The following is a 21,801-nucleotide window of genomic DNA, read 5'->3' on the forward strand; positions in this document are numbered from 1 at the left end:
TTAAACTCCTACTTTTTGATATTCATTAAAAAATGAAAGTTGCACAGGATTAGAAAGCGCCTTAGGGCGTACTTTCTGCACTTGGTTAATAATGCTTGTCTTGTTGTAACCTAACTCATACATCAGTATGCCAATCACTAAGCCCGTGCGACCTGAACCGCCTTTACAGTGCACAGCCATCGTGCCCTGATTACGCAAAATAGCTAACACGTCATTAAGGTAAGATTTGAACGCCGTTGCAAAGTCATCATTAGGCGCATCATCATCTAAAATAGGTAACTGAAACCATTTTATACCTTGTTCGTTACAAACTTGAGGAAGTGTTTCGGCCTCGTTTTTCTTTATTTCTGCGTCATACATCAGAGTGACAATCGCTTGTGCTCCCGCATCTTTGAGTTGCTTTACCGATGTTGTTAAATCAACCTCTTTCGTTCCTGGGCATGGCGTAAATATAAAACTGGCGCCATTATCAAGTGTAAGTTTGTCATAAGGGTGAGTTTGCATAAGAGTCCTCTTAATTATTCGTTAAAGCAATGTTTTGTTCTGTTTACAATCGCGACGAGAGATAGCATCACAGGCACCTCTACAAGAACGCCAACCACGGTTGCTAGCGCTGCACCTGAATGCAAGCCAAAAAGAGAAATTGCTACAGCTACAGCCAACTCAAAGAAATTTGATGTACCAATTAAGCACGATGGAGCTGCAATGTTATGTTTAAGCTTGATTTTTAGCGCAATAAAATAGGCAATGATGAAAATGCCATACGTTTGAATAACCAGCGGAATCGCGATTAGCAAAATATTGAGTGGTTGGTCTAAAATAGTGTTAGCTTGAAAGCCAAACAACAGCATAACTGTGGCTAATAAACCAATGACAGAAAATGGTTTTAACTTTTCTAACAAGGTTGTGATAGTTGCTTCATCGCGACCTGAGGCATTTAAATGCTTTCTGGTCAATATCCCTGCAATTAAAGGCAATAGCACATACAACACAACCGAGGTAAACAAAGTTCCCCATGGCACATGAATATCCGATACCCCCAGCAGTAATCCTGCAAGTGGGGCGAAAGCAAAAATCATGATAATGTCGTTAACCGACACTTGAACTAACGTATAGTTTGCATCGCCTTTAGTAAGTTGTGACCAGACAAATACCATTGCCGTACATGGCGCTACGCCAAGTAAAATCATTCCTGCGATATATTCTTGTGCAGTTTCTGGTGAAACAAAATCGGCAAACAATCCTTCAAAGAAAAGCCAACCCAATGCAGCCATAGAAAATGGTTTGATAAGCCAGTTAACCACTAAAGTTAACACAAGTCCCTGTGGATTTTTACCCACTTCTTTAATTGTTGAGAAATCTATTTGTACCATCATGGGGTAGATCATTACCCAAATGAAGATGGCAACGACGATGTTAACATGCGTCACTTCGAGCTCTGCGATTGCTTCAAAAAGCGGCGGATAAATAACCCCCAATGAGACACCTGTAGCAATAGATATCGCGACCCAAAAAGATAAATAGCGTTCAAAAAATCCCATAATGATCCTCCCTAGTTACAGCAGCTTGCTACACGCGTGGGACGATCACCCATCGCATTTAATCTGCCTAACTCTTGTTCAATGAAAATGGGATCATTCACTACCGTTGATGTAATAGTTTGCTTCATCCACTCTGGTAGTGTTGGATTGATCGAATAAAAAACCCATTGCTGGTGTTTTCTATCGGATAAAATGCCCGTTTTTCTGAGTTGTGCTAAGTGACGAGAAACTTTAGGTTGACTCTCTTCACTCAGAGCAGTCATTAGCTCACAAACACATGCTTCACCTTCAACAGCAATAATTAATAGACTTTTCAAACGAATATCATCAGCTAGCGCTTTGTAAAAAGTAGTTGGTGTGATTGGCGCTGGTTTTTGCTTTTCTTTTGTTAGCAAAAACATTTTGAGCCGTTCATTTAGCTCTTGTAGTGTTTTTTCAAACGGGTTGGCTTCTTTGCGGGAACGAGGCTCAGGAAAATCCCATGCAAGGCAATTAGTGCCATTAACTCGACTATCGCATTCTTTGGCCGCTTTATCACACAGGGTAATAACAAAATCAAAATGGATATTGCTAACTTCATCAAGGTGTTTTGAGCGTAAACCATCGGTACGCAACCCAAAGTGTTCAATAGCTGATAGCGTTCGGCTGTCCACATTATTTGGCTCAGTACCGGCGCTGTAAACCTCATACTCACCTTTACTATGATGTTTTAACAACGCCTCGGCCATGATAGATCTAGCCGAGTTTTCAGTGCACAAAAATAGAATTTTCATAACCACTCGCATAACAAATTTGTTATATAATAAATTTGTTATGCGAGTGGTGCAATAGTAATCGTTGAAAAAGAAATAAATAGGAATATTGTTTGAACGATACTGTCAGTCTTTACTCAATCATTTATTTACATCACAGTTTAATGAACGCCTTTTTTAGAGTTAGTTTTCCATTATGAAATTGATGCTTAGAAACTCTGTTGGGTGGCGCCTTCGGCTTAACCAACCTACCTTTTGACGTAGGTCGAATAAGTGGCGAAGCCATGCGTTCCACAATCACCTTGGCAATGAGAGTCCGCGAAAAACATTAGAATACGAAACACCTACGGAACGATTTAAGCTGTATGTTGCATAGAATGGTTGAACCCACAGCGCTAAGCGGAACTCCAATCAAAACATAAGAATTATTAAACCTAAATATTTTATTGTAAAAATTCAGTAAAATTTTTTATTCATATTATACTTTTTTATTATTGCTGTAATTTTGGATAACTATGTTAAACAATTATTCTGTGCGTACCCGTTTAGCCGTGCTTGCATTGCTGCCAATTATGATTTTTTTAATTACATCGTTTTTTTCAATAAACACAATGGGAAGGTTAGTAGCAGGGATTGATAGTTTATACGACGACCGTGTCGTACCACTTAAGCAAATTAAGCATGTGTCAGATAATTACGCCGTAAATATTGTTGATTTACTTCACAAGTATCGTGCTGACTCTATTACCAAGTCAGAACTCTTAGCAAATATTAATGATGCTAGAAATACGGCTGATAATGAATGGAAAGCTTACTTGAGCACAAAGCTAACAGTTGAAGAAAAGCGCTTGGTAGATAACGTTGAAAAGAAACTAAAGCCTGTGCTTATGCATTTGAATAATTTAATTGTAAGCATTAATAATGGTGAGTTTTTATCACTACCACAAAATAAATTTGTTTATGAGCTTTACCAACTCTTTGATCCGCTTAGTGCCAGTTACCAGGCTTTAATTGATTTACAACTTAAAGAAGCGAGTGACTTTAGAGTCAAAGCTGATGAAAATTATAAATTAGTAAAGTTAATAATGAGTGCCACGATCGCAATATTGATTTTACTATTACTGATTGTTGCCTACTTTATTTACTGCTCGATACAAAATCCATTAATGTCATTACGCGATACTATAACGAATATTGCAACCAATGCCGATTTAACAGCTCGTGCTAAGGTTCAGGGTAAAGACGAAATTGCAGATACCGCATCTAACTTTAATGATATGTTACTTCGGATCCAAGATTTAGTAAAAGATATGGCAGGAGCAACACTAACACTTGCTTCAGCAGCTGAAGAAATGAACTCAATTAGTATTCAAGTAGCCAGTACAGCAACCCAGCAAGAGCAACAATCAGCTATGATTGCAACTGCAATTACCCAAATGAGTAGTGCAATAGAGCAAGTTGCTCAAAACGCTCAAGTAACCTCTGACAAAGCAACAAATGCCGACATAAAGGCAGGTCAAGGACAACAAGCTGTTGCTGATAATATCGAGTCAATAAATACGCTTTCAACTTTGGTTAATACAAATACGCAGCTTATTGCAGACCTAAATACTCAAACCAATGATATAAACCAAGTTGTGATGATGATTCAAGGTGTGGCTGAGCAAACAAACTTGTTAGCTTTAAATGCAGCCATTGAAGCAGCAAGAGCTGGAGACTCTGGTCGTGGATTTGCCGTTGTAGCCGATGAAGTAAGGCAACTTGCCCACAACACTCAAAAAGCAACCGCTAGCATTAATGAAATGATCACAAAACTACAAGGTATGGCTCAGCAAGCAGTTAGTGCTATGAGTAACGCTGAAAGCAGTGCTAAAGAAAGTGTTGACCACGCTAATTTTTCTTCACAGGTGCTCAGCGAAATTAACCAAGAAGTCACCGAAATTGCAGATATGAATACTCAAATATCAACCGCAACTCAGGAGCAAAAAATGGTCGCAAATGAGCTAAGCAGCAATATTAATGAATTTAGTTCTAGTATTACTTCGGTTAGCGAAAGCTCACAACAAAATGCTCAAGCATCGCAAGAACTCGCACAGCTTGCGGCAATGCTACAAGGACAAGTTAATGTATTTAAAGTTTAGGTGCTTTAATTTTGAGGCATATTAGCGCTTATACTTTAAATAAAAACCTTATATGCCATCATTTAAATGATTAAATGATGGCATATTGGTTATTTTAAGCGCGAGTTTGATTAGATAATATACTTATCCAATCATGGGGGTTTGAGAGTATAAACTGATACGAACTGCCATCTTGCGTGAAAACCTCTATCGCATCAGCTGTTATTGGCACAAGGCCTGCGCCCTTGCCTTTACATTCAACCACTTTTAAAATTGTATCGCGGGCAATTGTGTATTGTTCTAACCCCAATTTTTCATTAAAAGGTTCAAAATTTAAGTCGGTTTGCGTGATCCAAAACTTTCCGTCCGCTTTCATAACTCCATTTTGAATGGTTGCCATTGTTGATTTAACGATTGTTCCTTGCATATTTTAATCCCTTCACACATGTATATAATTTCAAATTGCTCAACTTCCTTCTGTTTATTATTACAGCTGACTTGATAGCTCAAAGCAAGTTTATTTGTGCACTAACACCACAAAGAGACCTATTAAATTTAAAAGTTACACGCATATATTTACCTGCTTTAAACTTTGTGGAATAATCGCCCTCCTCTTAGGGGAGTAGCCCGCTCAGTAATGAGTAAACTTATCAACATAATTGCACCTTAAGTGCATGGTAAGTTTGTAATGTTGTAGCAAGCGTTATCGGCGAGACCTAGGTAGACACTATCCTCATGGCGGGAGATAGCTGTTTGCCTTGGTTTAGTATTCCCGCCTGAAGATTATATTAATGGATATTTTTTTAACCTCTACCGTCACTATTGCCCTTGCCGAAATTGGCGATAAAACTCAACTTCTATCGCTATTACTTGCGGCACGTTTTCATAATAAAATAGCGCTTATTTTAGGTATTCTTGCCGCTACTATAATCAATCATGGTTTATCTGCGTGGTTTGGTGATTGGTTAAGTGGTAATTTTGCTGTTGAATACTTACCTTGGGTAGTCAATATAAGCTTTATTGTTGTTGGCTTATGGCTGCTTATTCCCGATAAAGACGAAGACGTTAGCCACAAGTACGATCGTTATGGGGCATTTTTAGTGGCTTTAATTTTATTTTTTATCGCTGAAATTGGCGACAAAACTCAAATAGCGACTGTATTATTGGGTGCACAATATCAATCCGTTTTGTGGGTAACAATTGGTACAACTCTTGGTATGCTGATCGCAAATGTACCCGTTATTTATGCCGGTAAGACGTTACTAAAAAGAATTCCATTAAATACAGTAAGAGCTATTGCCGCCACCGTATTTGTATTATTAGGTGTTTATGGCTTAATAACCATGGTGTGATTAAGTAACCTACAACAAAAAACCGCTTACCTAAAGTAGGTAGGCGGTTCAAGGAAGTATAAGCAGTTATCGTAGAATAAAAATGAGCCTCTTTTACACTCGGTTAATACAATAGCACCCTTTTGTGTTGGCAATTAACAATGATGAGTTAAAACCAGCCTGTAAATTACTTATCACGGTCTCTACAAACCCGCTACCTTGTGAACAAGCCAACCCTTCTGATAAAGGGCCGGCATAAACAAACTCACCATTTTTATCAATTAAAACTGCGGCTGGCGTTGCCGGAACCACTGACTTTAGTTGGCTATTGAGTTTAAATGTTTGCACCTCGACGCCCTGATTTTTCGCAAAACGCTGTAAGGCTGATAAGTGCGGTTTAGCTTGTATTGTACAGCCACAATTATCTTCAGTGATAATAAGTAGTTGCGCACTATCTTTGTTTTGCCAAACAACGTGTTCTTTAAATTGCGAAAACCAGTTATGACGCTCAAGCATTTTATTCTCATCAAAAGGCTTTAATTGACCAAGTTGAAAATACACTAAGCCCGACACAACAACCACAAACCACACACCAATCAATGCAAAAGTAAAATAGCGCTTATTAGTTAAATTTTGCAATACTTTGCTCTAATACATCGATACTTACATCAATCATTTGTACCTTAGCGGTAAGTTGATCAACAATTTTTCCGTCTTCATATTGGCGTTGACGCATTTGATCTGTGCTTGTTGCAATCTGCTCAGTATTGCCAGCTTGTTCAGCAACAACTTGCGCAACTGAGTCAGAACTTGTGGATACGGCCTGTATTTGCTCGCTCATGGAAGAGATATTCTCTTTCATGGTGGCACTAATTTTCGTAAGATCTACAACAAACTCAACACACTGATTCATGGATTGTGTTGAAGTACGGCTGTTATCCACTAAATCTGTTAATGTAGATGCTATTTTAGCTGTTGTTTTCTGGCTGTTATTCGCTAAAGAACGAACCTCATCTGCAACTACAGCAAAACCACGACCATGCTCACCGGCTCTAGCAGCTTCAATTGCGGCATTTAACGCTAACAAATTAGTTTGATCAGCTATCCCTGATATCTCATTCAATAAGCTTGTAATTACATCTCCAGCAGCCACTAAATGACTTAATTGCTCTTCGGTATTAGTTAATAACGTGAGCAACTCTTTACTCTTACTGTCTGTTTGTAACACTTCTTGCAAAGCAACATGGGCAGAGTCGGTAATATTGCTCACTTGCTGCTTTAAAATATCGCTTTCTTGCTCAACCAGTTTAAAACCATGAGCAACTTGTGAACCTGAATTAGCTATATCATCAGTTTGTGCATTTCGGTGCTTAGCACTGTCTGCCAGCTCATCATGGACATTTATTAACTCTTGGGAGTTATTTTTCAATGAATCAGATTGCGTTTGCACCTGCTTAATAACATCCGACAAGTATTCTAGTAGCGTGTTAAAACCTACCACTGCACTGCTATCTGTATCATCTGCTCGCATTGAAAGTTTTATTTGATTTGGGTCTTGCATTATTTGCTCTGTGGTATGACTTAACGACAAACCAGCTTGGCGTTCACGCTTTAATGTCACTGCAATAAAGCCAGCAACAAGCGCTTCAACTATGGCATAGGCAGCGTGAATAAGCACAGTTGAAAAAGCTAAACGATCAGGGTCGAAAACATAAAACCCAGTATTTTGAGTCTGCAGGTAGTAAAAAGATAAATGATGAATAGCAACAAACACAATAGCCGTAATAAACACTCGCCATTCAACAAACATTATCAACATGGCTAAGAAAATAAATATTTCGAAATGGACCTCAATAAGCCCATACGCTTGCTGAATATGCAAAAATGAAAACATCATGATTGCAGCAGCAACAACATGAGGTGTAACTTTACTTTCGGGTTGGGTTTTTAATAACCAAATAGGAAGCAAGCACAAGGGCAAGCCGACCAGAAACGCCTCTGTTAGTGTATCGAAATAAAGGCCGATACCAATAGATTCGACAAACAAAAAACAGAATATGATTGTAAACAACCGACTCACACTAGACATAAAAACCTTAATTAATTTTGAATAAATTAAACACGCAAGTTGTTAGTATAGCCCTTAACAACTGGCAATTTTTTTATTTTAAATCAAGCCGGACATTATCAATTAGGTTGATTTAAAATTTTTTAGTGCGCTACTTAACAATTGATAGTATTTGTTTAAAAGTAGACGTCCCTGCTTTTTTTGTCCATTGGAATATTATTGTTTCAGCACATGATATTACTGCCCCTGCTTGACGAAGCTGCTCAACTGCAATGGCTTTGTGCTCTGCATTTCTTGAGGCTATTGCATCTGTAGCAACAGTCACTGCATAACCATGTTGTAGTAAATCTAAACAAGTTTGTAATACACAAACATGCGCTTCTGTACCAATAACTACTACATGAGGGCGCTGCAATAGCGAAATAGTATCTAAGAACCCTTCTTCGGCGCAGGCACTAAAGCTTAATTTTTCAATATACTGCGCGCTAGGTAAAGCTTGCTTTATTTTCTCATCACTTTCACCTAGCCCTTTTTTATAATGCTCTGTAATGATTGAAGGAATTTGATGAATAGCACTTGCATTTGCAAGTTGTAAAGCACACTCTAGAGTCGTATTAAATGAAGCGATGGCCGGTGCCAGTTTGCTTTGCAAATCGATGACTAAAAGCACGCTGTGCTCTGAGTTAATATTTTCTCTAAAATTCATATGGAGTCCTTTGACTTTTGCTAAACTGACTTTTAACACCCACAAAAAAGCAACAATTAATTCACACCTATGGTGCTTTTTGTAATTTTTAAATTAAACTCATGCTATATTACACCATTACTAAATACCAACCTTGTCGGCCAAAAAGGGTAAGTGCTTTTGAGTAAGTTTTTCTTCGTTGTTTACATATTTTTATTAGTTTGGATGCAACAGAGCTTTGCTTCACAAACTTACTCTGAACAACTACAACGTATTTCTATCAATGAACAACTTTCGCAAAGCTTTGTAGTAAAATCTGTACAAGATGATATTGGTTATGTGTGGGTAGCCACTACACAAGGCCTGTTTCGGTTCGACGGTTACCAGGTTACCCTTTACGAAAGCCCTACAGGTTTAAAAAATAATTATATAGTTAATATCTACAAAGCTAATAACGGTAAATTATTAGTTAGCACACAGCTCGCTGGAAGTTATTTAATTGACCCAAACACATTAAATGCTGAACAAATATATTCAGGTCATTTGAATCAAAATGAAGAAAAATACTCTCCGGTTGTTGCAGTTGCTGAGCAACTTACACATTTTTATTTTTCTATTGATGCGCACGTATATCGGTTTGATAAAAAAACAAAAAAGTTATCTCTTGTCATATCTTTGCCCAATGAAAATATGTTTATCCGTGCGTTGTCACTTTACCAAAACACCTTATATATTGGTTCCGATCAGGGCCTATACACTTATAACTCTGAAAGTAGCGAACGCCAACAAATAAAACTTAACGACACGAAAAAAGTTACTAATGATGGTAACAACGTAAAATTTCTATCTATAGACGAGAAACTTGGATTGTTGGTTGGTACGGTTGAAGGAATGTATCGGATTGCTTTTGATGAAAATAAACATATAGATCCTACAGCATTATCAACACTTATTAGTGATTATAATATTTGGGATTATGTAAACACACCCTATGGCGAATTTATTGCTACAGAAAGTGGTTTATTTGAGTTTGACAGAGCAACCTCAGAGCTCACTCATATTTTAAATTTCAAAGATAGTAGCTATAACATTACTGAAAACACAATCAACGATATTATGTTTGATGAATCTGGTTTGTTGTGGCTTGGTTCAAGAACTCATGGTGTATTAACATGGGCCGCACAAACAAAGAAATTCCAAAAAATCACACTACCTGAAAATAATATTGTAAATGTTATATATCAAGATACACCGCAACTGCTCTGGATAGGCACTGACGACGGACTTGTTCGTTATAACTCAAAAACAAAAACGAGTGATTTATTTTTACAATCTAAAGATAAGAAAGCAGCTTATGGTTTATCGGCTATCGGAGATATTTACTCTGCCAAAAGTATAGGCAACAACTACCTTTGGTTAGTGACTTTTTTTGGGCTTGAGCTTTTTAACAAAGAAACAGGCGCATTTGAACAAAACAAATTTATTACCGAGCATAATCTAAACACTGACTATTTATTTGGCCTTGCGCAGGTAGCACCCAATACATTTGCTTATATTAATAATGATAACTTCTATATTTTTGACGGTTACTCTGGTGAAAATAGAGTTATAAAAGGTCTAAAAGAGCAAATATCTCCTTTACAGGCATACGCATTTCATACCCCTTCAAAAGCTTACCCCGATGAATTGCTATTAAGTACATCTGACTCGCTTTATCGATATAATGAAGCAACGGGCACTTTAACTACTATTTTTAAATCTAAAACAGCAAAAAATAATCTTTTTCATACCGTAGAAAACTATTACTTAGATTCAAAACGTGAATTACTTTGGTTAGCAACCACACAAGAGGGCTTAATTGCCGTTAACACTAAAACTTACGAGCAAGTTCATACTTTTGATAAAAACAATTCATTAAACACTAACTCTATTTTCGAACTTATTGCTGATGATAATGATTTTTTATGGGTTAGTTCCGATAATGGGCTATATCGACTTAATTTAAATACGTTAAACATAACCACCTATACAATAAAAGACGGTTTAAGCAACAACCACTTTACTGCAATTGCTGCACTAAAATTACAAAATAATGAGCTCGTGTTCGGTAATCGTAGCGGTGTACTGCAGTTTGACCCTTATCAATTTAAAAGTGGCCAAAAAAACACCCAAAGTAAATTAGCGATCACAAATATTAATTTGTTTTCAGAGACGCTCAACTACTCGCCTGAAAAATACCGTAATGAACCGTTAAAACTAAAGCATGATGATATGGGGTTGACGGTTAGATTTTCTAATTTTGATTATAACAATATAGGTAAAACCTACTACAAAGTAGAGCTGAATGGTCCGTCATCTTTAAGTTATAACGACTTAAAATCTAATCAGGTGTTTTTTACTAAATTACAACCAGGTGACTATGAGCTATCAGTGTCCACACAACAACGAAATGGGGTTATTACCAGCGAGCCCGTAATGCTTAAGTTTAGTGTTGCATATGCTCCTTGGCAGTCTCCTATTGCCTACGCATGCTATTTCCTCGCAGTGACCATAATTCTGTTTTTATTTTTTTGGCAATACCGTAGCCGTAAAATGGCGATTGAACGCGCCCACCGTGCAGCTATTCACTCTAAAACTCAAACTGAATTAGCATTAAAGAGTAACAAGAGTGGCGTTTGGAACTACAGTTTTATAGACAATACTGTTAATACAGCCAGAGGAACTGAATTAGGTTACGAGAATATATCGAAACGTATTGATATAAGCAGATTTTTTAATATTATGCATCCTGATGAGCGCCGCAGAATACAAAGTAAGTGGGATGCATTTATAAAACAAACTCAACCACAAGACTGGCAAGCGACTTACCGATTACGGCACAAAGATGGTCATTGGTTATGGTTTCATGACCTTGGGCAAATTATTTATAATCAAGACAGCAAAAAGCCTGAATATGTATCTGGTATTTTTACTAATATTACCGAGCAGTTAGCAAACGAACAGCAAGCTAAAATACTTGGCGAAGCTTTTAGCCAAATCAATGACTTTTTACTTATTCTAGATGAAAACCTTGTACCTTTCTCAGCTAATAATAGCTTTATGGAGGTATTCTCTGATGATGGTGAAGAGGGAGCTGTTACTACTGAGCTATTTATAAAGGCGATTGGTCAAACTAAATGCAAAGAATTTGCAACCACGTTAAAGGCACTGCAACCCAAAGAAAATTGGCGAACAAATGCCTATGTTAATACTACAAAAGCACAGCAACACCCTATTCATATAAGTGCCACTGCAGTCGCTAATGAAGAAGGTAAAGTTGGTTATTATGTAATTGTAATTACAGACTTAACCGAGCAAAAACGTGCTGAAAATGAGTTACGTTATTTGGCCAACTATGATGCGTTAACCGGGCTACCTAATCGTAGCTTAATGAATCAAAAAATTGAAAATGCCATTACAAAGGCCGCTAAAAACGACTTGCAATGTGCAGTTATATTTATAGATTTAGATAAATTCAAACCTGTGAATGATTCGTTTGGGCATGCAGTAGGCGACAAGTTACTGTGTAACATTACTGAACGAGTTGCCTTATACCTAGGTGACCACGCGACTTTTGGACGCCAAAGTGGTGATGAGTTTTTAGTCTTAATCGAGAACATTACTTCTATGTCTTCTCTGCAACACACGCTTAACGAAATGAGTAATGAGCTCGCAAGCAAAGTTATTATTGAAGACTTTTCTATTAATATATCTGCCAGTATTGGTATTGCTTTATATCCCCATGATGCATGCTCAACTGATGCTTTGATCCGCAATGCAGATATCGCTATGATGCATGCAAAACAAGCAGGTCGAAATGGATTTCAGTTTTTTAATGAAAAAATGAATGAGCAAATTAAACAAAAACTTATTCTTGAAAATGACTTAAAAGATGCCGCAAAAGATAACCAATTATTTAATCATTACCAACCCGTGGTTAATACAAAAGATAAAACAATAAGTGGCGTTGAGTTATTGATGCGTTGGGAAAACCAAGGAAAACTTATCTCTCCGGCTTTATTTATACCGGTGGCAGAAGAAACTGGCCTAATTGATATGCTTACTGAGCAAGCATTGCAACGTGCAATCACAGAGCTTGCGCCTATCCTTAGCGTAAACCCACTGTTTTATATTTCGTTAAATGTATCACCAAAACATATTTTAAAGGCCAATATAACCGAGCGACTGAGCGCTATACTTGAGAAAGCCAGTATTAAACCACAGCAAATACGCCTAGAAATCACAGAAAACACGCTGTTAGAAGATAAGTACAAAGCAGCAAAACAACTTAAAAGCCTTCAAGCTGCAGGGTTTAAACTATTTCTTGATGATTTTGGTACTGGCTATTCATCACTCACTTATTTGAGCCAATTTCCAATTAATGTAATAAAAATTGACCAAAGCTTTGTTAATAGTATTGGCACAGACAAAGGTGACGAGTCGATTATTAAAACTATTTACTCGCTTGCTGAAAACTTAGAGTTATATTGTATTGCTGAAGGGGTAGAGACGCGGGAGCAACTAGACTTTTTAACAAACATAGGTTGCTATAAACTTCAGGGATACTATTTTGCTCGCCCTATGAGTGCCAGCGATTTAATGAGCCCTGCATGCTTTGAGAAGATTATTGATTCAATCTAAACCTAAAAGCGACTTAACCAAGTCGCTTTTAGGTTAAACTTTTTAATGGATGTGCTTGCATTCATAGCTTTCGATTTGTAGCACACTGTTACGAACATTAAATTTATCTGCAAGTAGTTTGATTACTTTTAAACGACATTCTTCATCATGCTTTTCTATAGTGCAATGTTGCTTTAACACTACGTGAGCACCTACTATCACTTTTTTATTTTTACGAACAACGGTAACGTTATGCACATTTGCAACATGCTCCATACTGGTTATTTCTGTTTCGATATCTTGGACTTCTGGCAACTTTGCTTTATTTGAGCGGAGCCCTTTAATGCAACTAATTATCACCTTAATTCCCGTAAACAGTACAAATGATGCAATTAACATACTCGATAAAATATCAATCACATTCCAGCCTGTAATATAAATAAGAACACCGGCAACAAAAGTGGAAACAGTCGAGATTAAATCAAAAAACGAATGTAAAAATACCGCATACACATTAATACTGGCTTTACGACCTTTATATAATACCCACGCTGCCGCACCATGAAATAAAAAACCGATAGCTGCAATCACCGACATTAAATAACTATTTATGATCAGCTCATGTCCACCTTTGTGGTCCAAAAAGCGCTCAGCTCCCTCAAATAAAATAAGTAAACTGATAGTAAGATATAAAATGCCGTTGATCAGACCGCCGATTAATTCAGCTTTTTGATGGCCGTCGTTATAAGTTTTAGCCAAATGAATAGCAAAGCTTGAGGCAATAAGTGCTATAAATAGTGAGCTGTTATGAACAAATAAGTGACCGGCATCAGCAAGAACAGCCAGTGAATTAGCATAATAAGCACCTATAAGCTGAATCACCATAAACGAACAGGTAATTGCAAGTGCAATTAATAGACGGCGACGGGAGGCGTGATGTGTAGTTATTTCTGTCATGAAATATAAAAGGCCTTTACTGAAAACAAAGTAAGCTAATGAAATAAAGCAAAATTAGAAAGTGCGAAATGATATACAGTCACAATTGTAATACGAAGACCAATTAAACGCACTAAAAACTTAGTAAAATGCAAAGAACTGTACTAAATATAAAGAGACATATATTATTAATAATTAAAAGATTTGGCGAGTTCTGCCTGTATAATTGCGGAGAAATCAGTGAGTCATGACTCAGACAAAACAATTTGGCAGGTTTTTAATCTTATTAATTTAGCCGTGATTGTTTATGATGATAAAAACCAAAACTACACATTAAATCAGCATGCCAAAACGTTACTCAAAATAGAGGATGAAAGTGCTGTTAAAAAAGGTGCTTTTAGCAATGTTGTGCTGCGCGACTTTAGTAATGATGAAGTTGTCAGTATTGAGCAATTATTTTCTTCTAATATAACAACCGTTTTATTAGATTCTGAATCCACTTTACAACTGTTAAATATTGATCATTCTATAATTGATGGCTCAATATCTATGCTCACTTTAGAGCAAGATCATACACTCACAGAGCAATACAACTTTGATCATATTATCTCTAAAATCTCTACCAAACTTATTGATATACAAAACGATAATATAGACCAACAAATTAACTTTGCCCTCAAAGCCATTGGCACCGTATTAAAGGCTGACCGTAGTTATTTATTTGAATTTAACACTGACAATGAAACTATTACTAATACTCACGAGTGGGTCAATAAGGGTATTGTTGCTTGCAAAGACAGACTGCAAAACATACCAAAGGTTGAACTCCCCTATTTTTTTGAAGTGATGAATGAGAACCATCTATTTCAAGTAAATGATATTGAGCTATTACCTACTAAAGCTGACGCTGAAAAAGCAGAGTTTAAAGAGCAAAGCATTCAGTCGGTTTTATGCATAGGCCTTCGTTTCGATGAGGAACTGGTAGGCTTCATCGGCTGTGATTGCGTTAAAACTAAGCGCAATTGGAGCAAAATTGATTTGATTAGAATAAAGCTCGTAGGTGAAATCATCAATAATGCCCTCAAGAATATTAACTATAAAAAAAAGCTGCAGTTAACCCAAAAGCAATTAATTAACGCCAACACTAAGCTCAATAAATTAGCGAATACCGATGCACTTACTGATATTGCAAACCGTCGCTTTTTCGATAGCACTCTCAACAGTGAAATTAAGCGTTGTGCAAGACATAATCAGCCTATTAGTTTGATTATGTGTGACATCGATTTCTTTAAACGCTATAACGATAACTATGGTCACCAAAAAGGTGATGACACATTAAAACAAGTGGCGCGCGCTTTAAAAAGCGTATGTAAACGTGAGGGTGATATAGTAGCTCGGTATGGAGGCGAAGAATTTACAATTATTTTGCCGGCCTCTAATAAAGAACAATGCCAAAAGTTTACTGTACTGATACAGCAAAAAATTAAAGCGTTAAATATTCCCCATGAATTTTCTTCTGTTACTCCTCATATCACAATGAGCTTTGGGTATTTTACCACTTACCCAAACGCTAATACTAATATGCAAACGATAATAAAAAATGCCGACATTGCTTTATACAAAGCTAAAAAAGCAGGCAGAGATCAAATATGTTCTTTTGAATAACGTATATATTAATTTTTAAGAACAAGTTATCGCTTCTATTCCCTGCAACCTTTGATATTTTCTTATCCTAACTAATAATTAAAACAGGTCCCGAATCAAAGCAAAAAGTTGCTCGCACAGTTTGAGCACACTTGGTAGCATAAGTGTATTGTCAAAGGAAGGAAGTTAATATGAGCAATAGCCAACATGCATTAGTGGTAGAGGGTGGTGCCATGCGTGGTATTTTTGCAGCTGGCGTGCTAGATGAGTTTTTAGCACAACAATATCAACCTTTTACCAGCTATTTTGGTGTATCTGCTGGAGCAACGAACGTCGCGGCTTATCTATGTAAGCAAGCAACTCGAAACTACAAAGTGATTACTGATTATTCCTGTAGGCCTGAATTTATTAACCTTTCCCGATTTGTTAAAGGCGGCCATTTGTTTGATTTGGACTGGCTTTGGCAAGAGACCATACGTGAAATTCCTTTAAATACCGACGAATTCTCTCAATCCCCTCACGACTTTTATATTGTTGCAACGGCAATCGAGTCTGGGCAAGCTCATTATTTACAAGCAACAGGCAGCGAAATGGTAGAGCAATTAAAAGCCTCTTGCGCTATACCAATAGCTTATCGGGATTATCCAACAATAAACGGGATCGCCATGACCGATGGCGGCGTTGCAGATTCTATTCCGGTAAAAAAAGCTTATGAAATGGGGGCATCAGAAATAACAGTTATCCTTTCTCAACCTTTAGGCTATCGTAAAAAAGATAACAAAGTCCCTTGGTTAACCAAACAACTCTATAAAGATACCCCAGCGCTTGCAGAGGCGGCCATACTGCGTTCTAAAAAATATAATGACAGTATTGATTTTTTGCATAATGCTCCACCGGATTGCAAAATAAATATTATTGCTCCACCAGCAGGGTTTAAAGTCGGCCGCACCACTAAAAATCTAGCTATACTCAATTCAGGCTATCAAATGGGCATAAGTGAAGCTAAAACTTACCTAGGTAGCCCTAGGTTGCGTGAGAAATGAACATAAGCTATAAAATCAAACTATACAGTGATATAACCTTTGAATTTACAGCTTACTCCAGCTATTAATTTTTAAACCAACGGGGTAATGTAATAAAGAACGATGTGTTCGCCGTCGTATTGCAAAAAACAGATTAAATTTAGGCGTGTTTTTTGCATTAAATTTTGTGTACACACCAAATAAATTAAGGGTTTTTGTGAATTTTCTTCGATGCTTTCATAATATAGTCTCAGATCAGCAGCTAAGCTTTGATCAAAAAATTGCAGACTTACTTGCTTTTGGGCTCGATGTTTTTCAACTCGACTTAGCTATTATCAGCCGCGTAAAAAATGATTCTTACATTGTTTTACATGCCATCACCCCTGACAATTCTCTTGCAATTGGTACAGAGTTTGAATTAAACGGCACCTATTGCACGCATACCTTGTCGGCCAACTCTGCACTTGCATTTCATAATGCGTCGCAAAGTAGTATTGCAAATCATCCATGCTATATTAATTTCCAATTAGAAGCGTACATTGGTGCGCCTATACGAATAGGCAAAGACGTATTTGGAACTGTTAACTTTTCATCAGCTCAAGAATGCGCTCCTTTTAGCGATGAAGCCTATGATTATATTGAATTATTAGCGCAGTGGTTAGGCTCGGAATTGGCGCGCAATCAGGATAAAGCCAATCTCACTAAAAATAGTGACACTTTATTAAAGCTTGAAAACGTAGCAAATATAGGTACATGGGAGGTCGACCTAGTAGAAAATACTATTTTTTGGAGCCAACAAACTCGACGTATTCATCAAGCCGAAGAACACTATACTCCAGATATAGAAAAAGCCATTGAATTTTATAAAGCAGGTAAAAGCCGAGACAGTATTAATAAAGCGGTAGAAAAGGCAATATCTACGGGTGATAAATGGCATTTAGAGCTGGAAATAGTTACCGCTAAGCAACAGAATATTTGGGTTTCAACCTTTGGTGAAGCTGAGTTCAACAACGGCCAATGTGTGCGGTTATTTGGTACTTTTCAAGATATAACTGAAGCCGTAAAGCTCCGCGAAGAGTTAAAACAAAAAAAAGCGCTTGCTGAACAGCTATTAAAAGATAGAAGTATGCTGTTTGCAAAAATTAGTCATGAGCTACGCACTCCGCTAAATGGCATTACGGGTATGTTAGCGACACTCATTGATGAACACGATTATGACAAGCGGGCGGAAAAAATTAAAGTCGCCTTGCGAAGTGCTGATATTTTATTGAATATTATCAATGAAGTGCTCGACTTTTCAAAAATAAATCATGGTGAATTAAAACTGGAACCTCACCACTCCCTACTTAAAACGGTATTTACCGATTTGGTTTCTTTATATTCGGTATTGTTTAGCAATAAAAATATTGAACTACGAGCTACTAACCTCATTCCTAATGATGTTTGGGTATACTGCGACACCTCTCGATTAAGCCAAATTGTCTCTAATTTACTGAGTAACGCATTAAAATTTACAGAGCATGGTTCTGTTTCTCTCGATTCACAGTTAGCATTAGATACAAAGCGCCCTTTACTTACAATTAAAATAACCGATACGGGTCGCGGCATGAGTAAAACGTATTTAAACTCATTATTTAAGCCTTTTACACAAGAGGTTGATGCTAACAACAATAAAGGTGGCACCGGGTTAGGCTTAGCCATAGTTAAAGAGCTCGTTGGTTTTATGAATGGCAAAATTGAGGTAACCAGTGAGGTTAACGTGGGCACATGTTTTACCTTAACTATCCCAATTGAGCGTGGTAAACAACAAACACAAGAACCTAGCCTTAAATTTATTAATAACCATAGCAATAAGCTCTCGGTTTTGGTGGTTGATGATAACGAAATAAATCGCCTGGTATTAGAATCAGCACTGGATAAATTTAATATAAAATCAGACTTTGCTATTGACGGCCAAGATGCCCTGTTAAAATGCAAACAAAAGCATTTTGACCTTATTTTTATGGATTGCATTATGCCTATCATGGATGGTTTTGAAGCCACCAAGCAACTAAAGGCACAAGGTATCTGTGACTCGCAAGAAACTTATATTGTGGCGTTAACTGCTAATGCATCCTCACAAGATAAACTAAACTGTAAGCAAGCAGGCATGGATATGTTTATAGCCAAACCGTTTAAACTGCCAGCGATAGAAGAAGCAATTACAAATACACTAAAAAGACTGGGCGTAGCCACATTATAACAACGAGTGTCGCCCAGATTAATTTGCACTAAAAACACAAAGGATCATTATGACAAATAAAATCATTGGTATTGTACTTATTGTTATTGGCGTAGCACTTGGTATGTGGGGTTATGATGTTTACGATTCTGCAGCCTCACAAGTTACTCGTGCATTCAATGGCGAAACCCCAGTAGAAGCATGGCTTGGCTTTATTGGTGGCGCAGTTTGTATTTTAGTAGGCCTTACCCGACTTAAATAACACACAAAAAAGCCGCCTTTGGAGAGGGCGGCTTGGGTGAACAAACAGCTATGGGTGAGAGCTGTTTTATCAAGAGGCTTACGCTAAAACGCTATTAAGCAGCATTTTGCTCTGCATCGGGTGTTTGGCGAATTAAGTAGTCAAAAGCTCCTAAGCTAGCAGTTGCTCCGGCGCCCATAGCAATAATAATTTGCTTAAATGGCGTATTGGTCGCATCGCCCGCCCCGTATATACCTGGTAACGACGTTGCACCTTTAGCATCAATGAGTATTTCACCAAATTGACTAAGCTCAAGGTCACTGTCTTTTAGCCATTCGGTGTTTGGTATCAAACCAATTTGTACAAATATACCGGCTAAAGCTAGCTCCTTACTTTCTCCAGAAACACGATCGGTATAATTCAGGCCTATTACTTTATTACCATCACCGAGTACTTCAGTAGTTTGTGCATTTTTAATAATAGTAATGTTTTTTAAGCTATTTGCTTTACGAATAAGCACTTCGTCAGCACGTAACGTATCGGCAAATTCAAGCACCGTTACATGCTCTACAATGTTAGCTAAATCAATAGCCGCTTCAATACCTGAGTTACCGCCACCTATTACAGCAACAGGTTTGCCTTTAAATAATGGGCCATCACAATGCGGGCAGTATGCAACGCCGTGGCCTTTATATTGTTGCTCGCCAGGTACATTCATTTCACGCCAGCGTGCACCGGTTGCTAGCACAAGTGATTTAGCTTGTAATACAGCGCCATTTTCTAAAGTAATGTCATATCCATTACTGCCTTTTTGCAGATTTGCCGCGCGTTGGTTGTGCATTACATCAACATCATATTCTTTAACATGCTCTTCAAGCTGAGCCACCATTTTTGGCCCTTCGGTTGCTTTTACCGAAATAAAGTTTTCAATGGCCAATGTGTCAGCTACCTGGCCACCAAATCGATCGGCAACCACCCCCGTATTTAGCCCTTTACGTGCAGAATAAATAGCTGCCGAAGCACCTGCTGGCCCACCACCGACGACAAGAACATCAAACACTGATTTTTCATTCAATGCTTTGGCTTGGCGCTGTGCACCTTTGCTATCAACTTTATTTAAAATATCGGTTAGGCTCATTGCCCCTTGGCTAAAAGGCTCTCCGTTTAAGTACACAGCGGGTACAGCCAATATATTTCGTTGTTCTACTTCATCTTGAAACAGAGCACCATCAATCATGGTGGCTTTAATATTGCTATTTGTAGCAGCCATTGTATTTAGCGCTTGAACCACTTGCGGGCAGGTTTGGCAGCTCAAACTAATATACACTTCAAAATTGAGTGTTTGCTCAAGTGTTTGTATTTGTTCAATATCTTCTTGGCTGGCTTTACTAGGGTGCCCCCCCGTATGTAATAGCGCTAACACTAAACTAGTAAATTCATGACCCATAGGTACCCCTGCAAAGGTAATATGAGTATTTTTTTGTGGCGAATGCACCACCATTGAAGGTCTGCGTGCCGAAGTATCTGGATTGTTACTTACACTAAACTTATCGCTTAGTGATGCTAAATCATTCGCTAAACTTTCTACTTCTGTTGATTTTTTGCTGTCATCCAAGGCGATAAGCAGCTCAACAGGCTGAGTCAGCGATTCAAAATGGCTTTTTAATTGGTTCTTTATGTTGTTGTCTAACATGGCTTAGCCCCTTACGGAAAAATAAAACAGCAGAACCCCCATGCCATCAGTGCATGTGCGAATTTTAGAAAAGAGTGATGGCGTGGGAGAGTGTCCAGTGAGCTAAGTAGGCTCACTGGTAATAGAGTCATGTTCTACTCTAAATTTAGTGAAGGTAAAGTTTAAATCTTACCAACTAGGTCTAGTGAAGGTGCTAATGTGTCTTCACCTGGCTGCCAAGATGCAGGACATACTTCACCGTCATGCGTGGCAATGTATTGTGCGGCTTGTACTTTACGAACAAGTTCTTTAGCACTACGACCAATACCTAAATCATGCGTTTCAACAACTTTGATTTCACCCTCTGGGTTCATTACAAATGTACCGCGAAGTGCTAAACCATCATCTTCAATCATTACACCAAAGTTACGTGTAATGCGTCCTGTTGGGTCGCCAATCATTGGGTAAGTAATTTTACCGATAGTGTCTGACGTGTCATGCCAAGCTTTGTGCGTAAAGTGTGTATCAGTTGATACTGAATAAACTTCAACGCCCATTTCTTGTAACTGTGCATAATGATCTGCAAGGTCACCTAGCTCTGTAGGGCATACAAATGTGAAATCTGCTGGGTAAAAGAAAAAGATAGACCACTTACCTAATACGTCTTTTTCAGTGAGTTCTACAAAGTCACCATTATGGTAAGCTGTTGCATTGAAAGGTTGTAGTTTTGTGTTAATCAATGAAGTGCTCATAGTATTCCTCATTTATGTTTAGTGTATTTAAAAAGTTAACGCCTCGTGCGTTGGCTTGATTAATACAATAAGGCCATTGAGAAATTAAATAAAATTGATTGTTTAGATTAAAACAATCGATTTTTAAGATTGATGGAGATAAGAAGTTACAATAATT

General features: G+C 37.7%; 17 protein-coding genes and 1 riboswitch. Of the genes, 7 read left to right on the top strand and 10 right to left on the bottom strand.

Annotated features, from left to right (window positions below; translation table 11 throughout):
* Genes AC0VZ5_RS17345 through AC0VZ5_RS17355 form a run of 3 tightly spaced genes read right to left on the bottom strand, consistent with a single transcriptional unit; the run spans nt 1 to nt 2,314 of the window.
* The gene (locus AC0VZ5_RS17345) at nt 1-504 is read right to left on the bottom strand and encodes a phosphatase domain-containing protein (protein WP_475475083.1); all 504 of its coding nucleotides are present in this window, start codon (nt 502-504) and stop codon (nt 1-3) included.
* A 14-nt stretch (nt 505-518) separates the two neighbouring features.
* Nucleotides 519-1,541 carry an ACR3 family arsenite efflux transporter gene (arsB, locus tag AC0VZ5_RS17350; RefSeq protein ID WP_475475084.1) on the bottom strand — a complete coding sequence of 341 codons (1,023 nt, stop codon included), beginning with the start codon at nt 1,539-1,541 and terminating at the stop codon, nt 519-521.
* An 11-nt stretch (nt 1,542-1,552) separates the two neighbouring features.
* Nucleotides 1,553-2,314, bottom strand: a complete 762-nt coding sequence (locus AC0VZ5_RS17355) for a metalloregulator ArsR/SmtB family transcription factor (RefSeq protein ID WP_475475085.1) — start codon at nt 2,312-2,314, stop codon at nt 1,553-1,555.
* A gap of 494 nt (nt 2,315-2,808) precedes the next feature.
* On the opposite strand from AC0VZ5_RS17355, the gene AC0VZ5_RS17360 reads away from it, so the two are divergent.
* Complete coding sequence (locus AC0VZ5_RS17360) at nt 2,809-4,434, top strand: methyl-accepting chemotaxis protein (RefSeq protein ID WP_475475086.1); 1,626 nt, start codon at nt 2,809-2,811, stop codon at nt 4,432-4,434.
* Between the two features lie 94 nt (nt 4,435-4,528).
* On the opposite strand, the gene AC0VZ5_RS17365 is transcribed toward AC0VZ5_RS17360, so the two are convergent.
* Nucleotides 4,529-4,840: a hypothetical protein gene (locus AC0VZ5_RS17365; protein ID WP_178957381.1), complete on the bottom strand. Its 312-nt coding sequence runs from the start codon at nt 4,838-4,840 to the stop codon at nt 4,529-4,531.
* Between the two features lie 178 nt (nt 4,841-5,018).
* Nucleotides 5,019-5,121, top strand: a riboswitch (yybP-ykoY riboswitch).
* An 83-nt stretch (nt 5,122-5,204) separates the two neighbouring features.
* Between AC0VZ5_RS17365 and AC0VZ5_RS17370 the strand changes: the two genes are divergently transcribed.
* Nucleotides 5,205-5,765: a TMEM165/GDT1 family protein gene (locus tag AC0VZ5_RS17370; RefSeq protein WP_475475087.1), complete on the top strand. Its 561-nt coding sequence runs from the start codon at nt 5,205-5,207 to the stop codon at nt 5,763-5,765.
* 93 nt (nt 5,766-5,858) lie between these two features.
* On the opposite strand, the gene AC0VZ5_RS17375 is transcribed toward AC0VZ5_RS17370, so the two are convergent.
* The 3 genes from AC0VZ5_RS17375 to AC0VZ5_RS17385 form a co-directional block, all read right to left on the bottom strand.
* Nucleotides 5,859-6,383: a DUF6436 domain-containing protein gene (locus AC0VZ5_RS17375; RefSeq protein WP_138606768.1), complete on the bottom strand. Its 525-nt coding sequence runs from the start codon at nt 6,381-6,383 to the stop codon at nt 5,859-5,861.
* Complete coding sequence (locus AC0VZ5_RS17380) at nt 6,367-7,833, bottom strand: methyl-accepting chemotaxis protein (RefSeq protein WP_475475088.1); 1,467 nt, start codon at nt 7,831-7,833, stop codon at nt 6,367-6,369. The genes AC0VZ5_RS17375 and AC0VZ5_RS17380 overlap by 17 nt, the downstream gene beginning before the upstream one ends.
* A 130-nt stretch (nt 7,834-7,963) precedes the next feature.
* A complete protein-coding gene (locus AC0VZ5_RS17385; RefSeq protein WP_409425764.1) occupies nt 7,964-8,518 on the bottom strand; it encodes an isochorismatase family protein in 555 nt (184 codons plus the stop codon).
* 159 nt (nt 8,519-8,677) lie between these two features.
* Between AC0VZ5_RS17385 and AC0VZ5_RS17390 the strand changes: the two genes are divergently transcribed.
* Nucleotides 8,678-13,177: an EAL domain-containing protein gene (locus AC0VZ5_RS17390; protein ID WP_475475089.1), complete on the top strand. Its 4,500-nt coding sequence runs from the start codon at nt 8,678-8,680 to the stop codon at nt 13,175-13,177.
* 42 nt (nt 13,178-13,219) lie between these two features.
* Here the strand turns inward: AC0VZ5_RS17390 and AC0VZ5_RS17395 are convergent, their stop codons facing one another.
* A complete protein-coding gene (locus AC0VZ5_RS17395) occupies nt 13,220-14,113 on the bottom strand; it encodes a cation diffusion facilitator family transporter (RefSeq protein ID WP_138606760.1) in 894 nt (297 codons plus the stop codon).
* A 219-nt stretch (nt 14,114-14,332) separates the two neighbouring features.
* Here AC0VZ5_RS17395 and AC0VZ5_RS17400 point away from each other — a divergent pair, with 219 nt between their 5' ends.
* The 4 genes from AC0VZ5_RS17400 to AC0VZ5_RS17415 all read left to right on the top strand — a co-directional run bounded on the left by AC0VZ5_RS17400 (nt 14,333) and on the right by AC0VZ5_RS17415 (nt 19,241).
* Nucleotides 14,333-15,757, top strand: coding sequence for a sensor domain-containing diguanylate cyclase (locus AC0VZ5_RS17400; protein WP_198522743.1), 1,425 nt, complete (start codon nt 14,333-14,335; stop codon nt 15,755-15,757).
* A gap of 170 nt (nt 15,758-15,927) precedes the next feature.
* A complete protein-coding gene (locus AC0VZ5_RS17405; RefSeq protein ID WP_475475090.1) occupies nt 15,928-16,779 on the top strand; it encodes a patatin-like phospholipase family protein in 852 nt (283 codons plus the stop codon).
* 196 nt (nt 16,780-16,975) lie between these two features.
* A complete protein-coding gene (locus tag AC0VZ5_RS17410; RefSeq protein WP_475475091.1) occupies nt 16,976-19,000 on the top strand; it encodes a hybrid sensor histidine kinase/response regulator in 2,025 nt (674 codons plus the stop codon).
* Nucleotides 19,001-19,049: 49 nt separating this feature from the next.
* Nucleotides 19,050-19,241, top strand: a complete 192-nt coding sequence (locus AC0VZ5_RS17415; protein ID WP_008115648.1) for a DUF3185 family protein — start codon at nt 19,050-19,052, stop codon at nt 19,239-19,241.
* Between the two features lie 94 nt (nt 19,242-19,335).
* On the opposite strand, the gene ahpF is transcribed toward AC0VZ5_RS17415, so the two are convergent.
* Nucleotides 19,336-20,913, bottom strand: coding sequence for an alkyl hydroperoxide reductase subunit F (gene ahpF / locus AC0VZ5_RS17420; protein WP_475475092.1), 1,578 nt, complete (start codon nt 20,911-20,913; stop codon nt 19,336-19,338).
* A 161-nt stretch (nt 20,914-21,074) separates the two neighbouring features.
* Entirely contained in the window at nt 21,075-21,644 is a 570-nt protein-coding gene (gene ahpC / locus AC0VZ5_RS17425; protein WP_008115650.1) for an alkyl hydroperoxide reductase subunit C, read from the bottom strand.
* Nucleotides 21,645-21,801 lie beyond the last annotated feature (157 nt).

It is taken from the genome of Pseudoalteromonas sp. QJM3NY_12 (genome assembly GCF_056173165.1).

Excerpts from the sequence above, each read along its gene's own strand:
- AC0VZ5_RS17345 (WP_475475083.1), bottom strand. The coding sequence starts at position 504 with ATGCAAACTCACCCTTATGACAAACTTACACTTGATAATGGCGCCAGT.
- arsB (WP_475475084.1), bottom strand. The coding sequence starts at position 1,541 with ATGGGATTTTTTGAACGCTATTTATCTTTTTGGGTCGCGATATCTATT.
- AC0VZ5_RS17355 (WP_475475085.1), bottom strand. The coding sequence starts at position 2,314 with ATGAAAATTCTATTTTTGTGCACTGAAAACTCGGCTAGATCTATCATG.
- AC0VZ5_RS17360 (WP_475475086.1), top strand. The coding sequence starts at position 2,809 with ATGTTAAACAATTATTCTGTGCGTACCCGTTTAGCCGTGCTTGCATTG.
- AC0VZ5_RS17365 (WP_178957381.1), bottom strand. The coding sequence starts at position 4,840 with ATGCAAGGAACAATCGTTAAATCAACAATGGCAACCATTCAAAATGGA.
- AC0VZ5_RS17370 (WP_475475087.1), top strand. The coding sequence starts at position 5,205 with ATGGATATTTTTTTAACCTCTACCGTCACTATTGCCCTTGCCGAAATT.
- AC0VZ5_RS17380 (WP_475475088.1), bottom strand. The coding sequence starts at position 7,833 with ATGTCTAGTGTGAGTCGGTTGTTTACAATCATATTCTGTTTTTTGTTT.
- AC0VZ5_RS17385 (WP_409425764.1), bottom strand. The coding sequence starts at position 8,518 with ATGAATTTTAGAGAAAATATTAACTCAGAGCACAGCGTGCTTTTAGTC.
- AC0VZ5_RS17395 (WP_138606760.1), bottom strand. The coding sequence starts at position 14,113 with ATGACAGAAATAACTACACATCACGCCTCCCGTCGCCGTCTATTAATT.
- AC0VZ5_RS17405 (WP_475475090.1), top strand. The coding sequence starts at position 15,928 with ATGAGCAATAGCCAACATGCATTAGTGGTAGAGGGTGGTGCCATGCGT.
- AC0VZ5_RS17415 (WP_008115648.1), top strand. The coding sequence starts at position 19,050 with ATGACAAATAAAATCATTGGTATTGTACTTATTGTTATTGGCGTAGCA.
- ahpF (WP_475475092.1), bottom strand. The coding sequence starts at position 20,913 with ATGTTAGACAACAACATAAAGAACCAATTAAAAAGCCATTTTGAATCG.
- ahpC (WP_008115650.1), bottom strand. The coding sequence starts at position 21,644 with ATGAGCACTTCATTGATTAACACAAAACTACAACCTTTCAATGCAACA.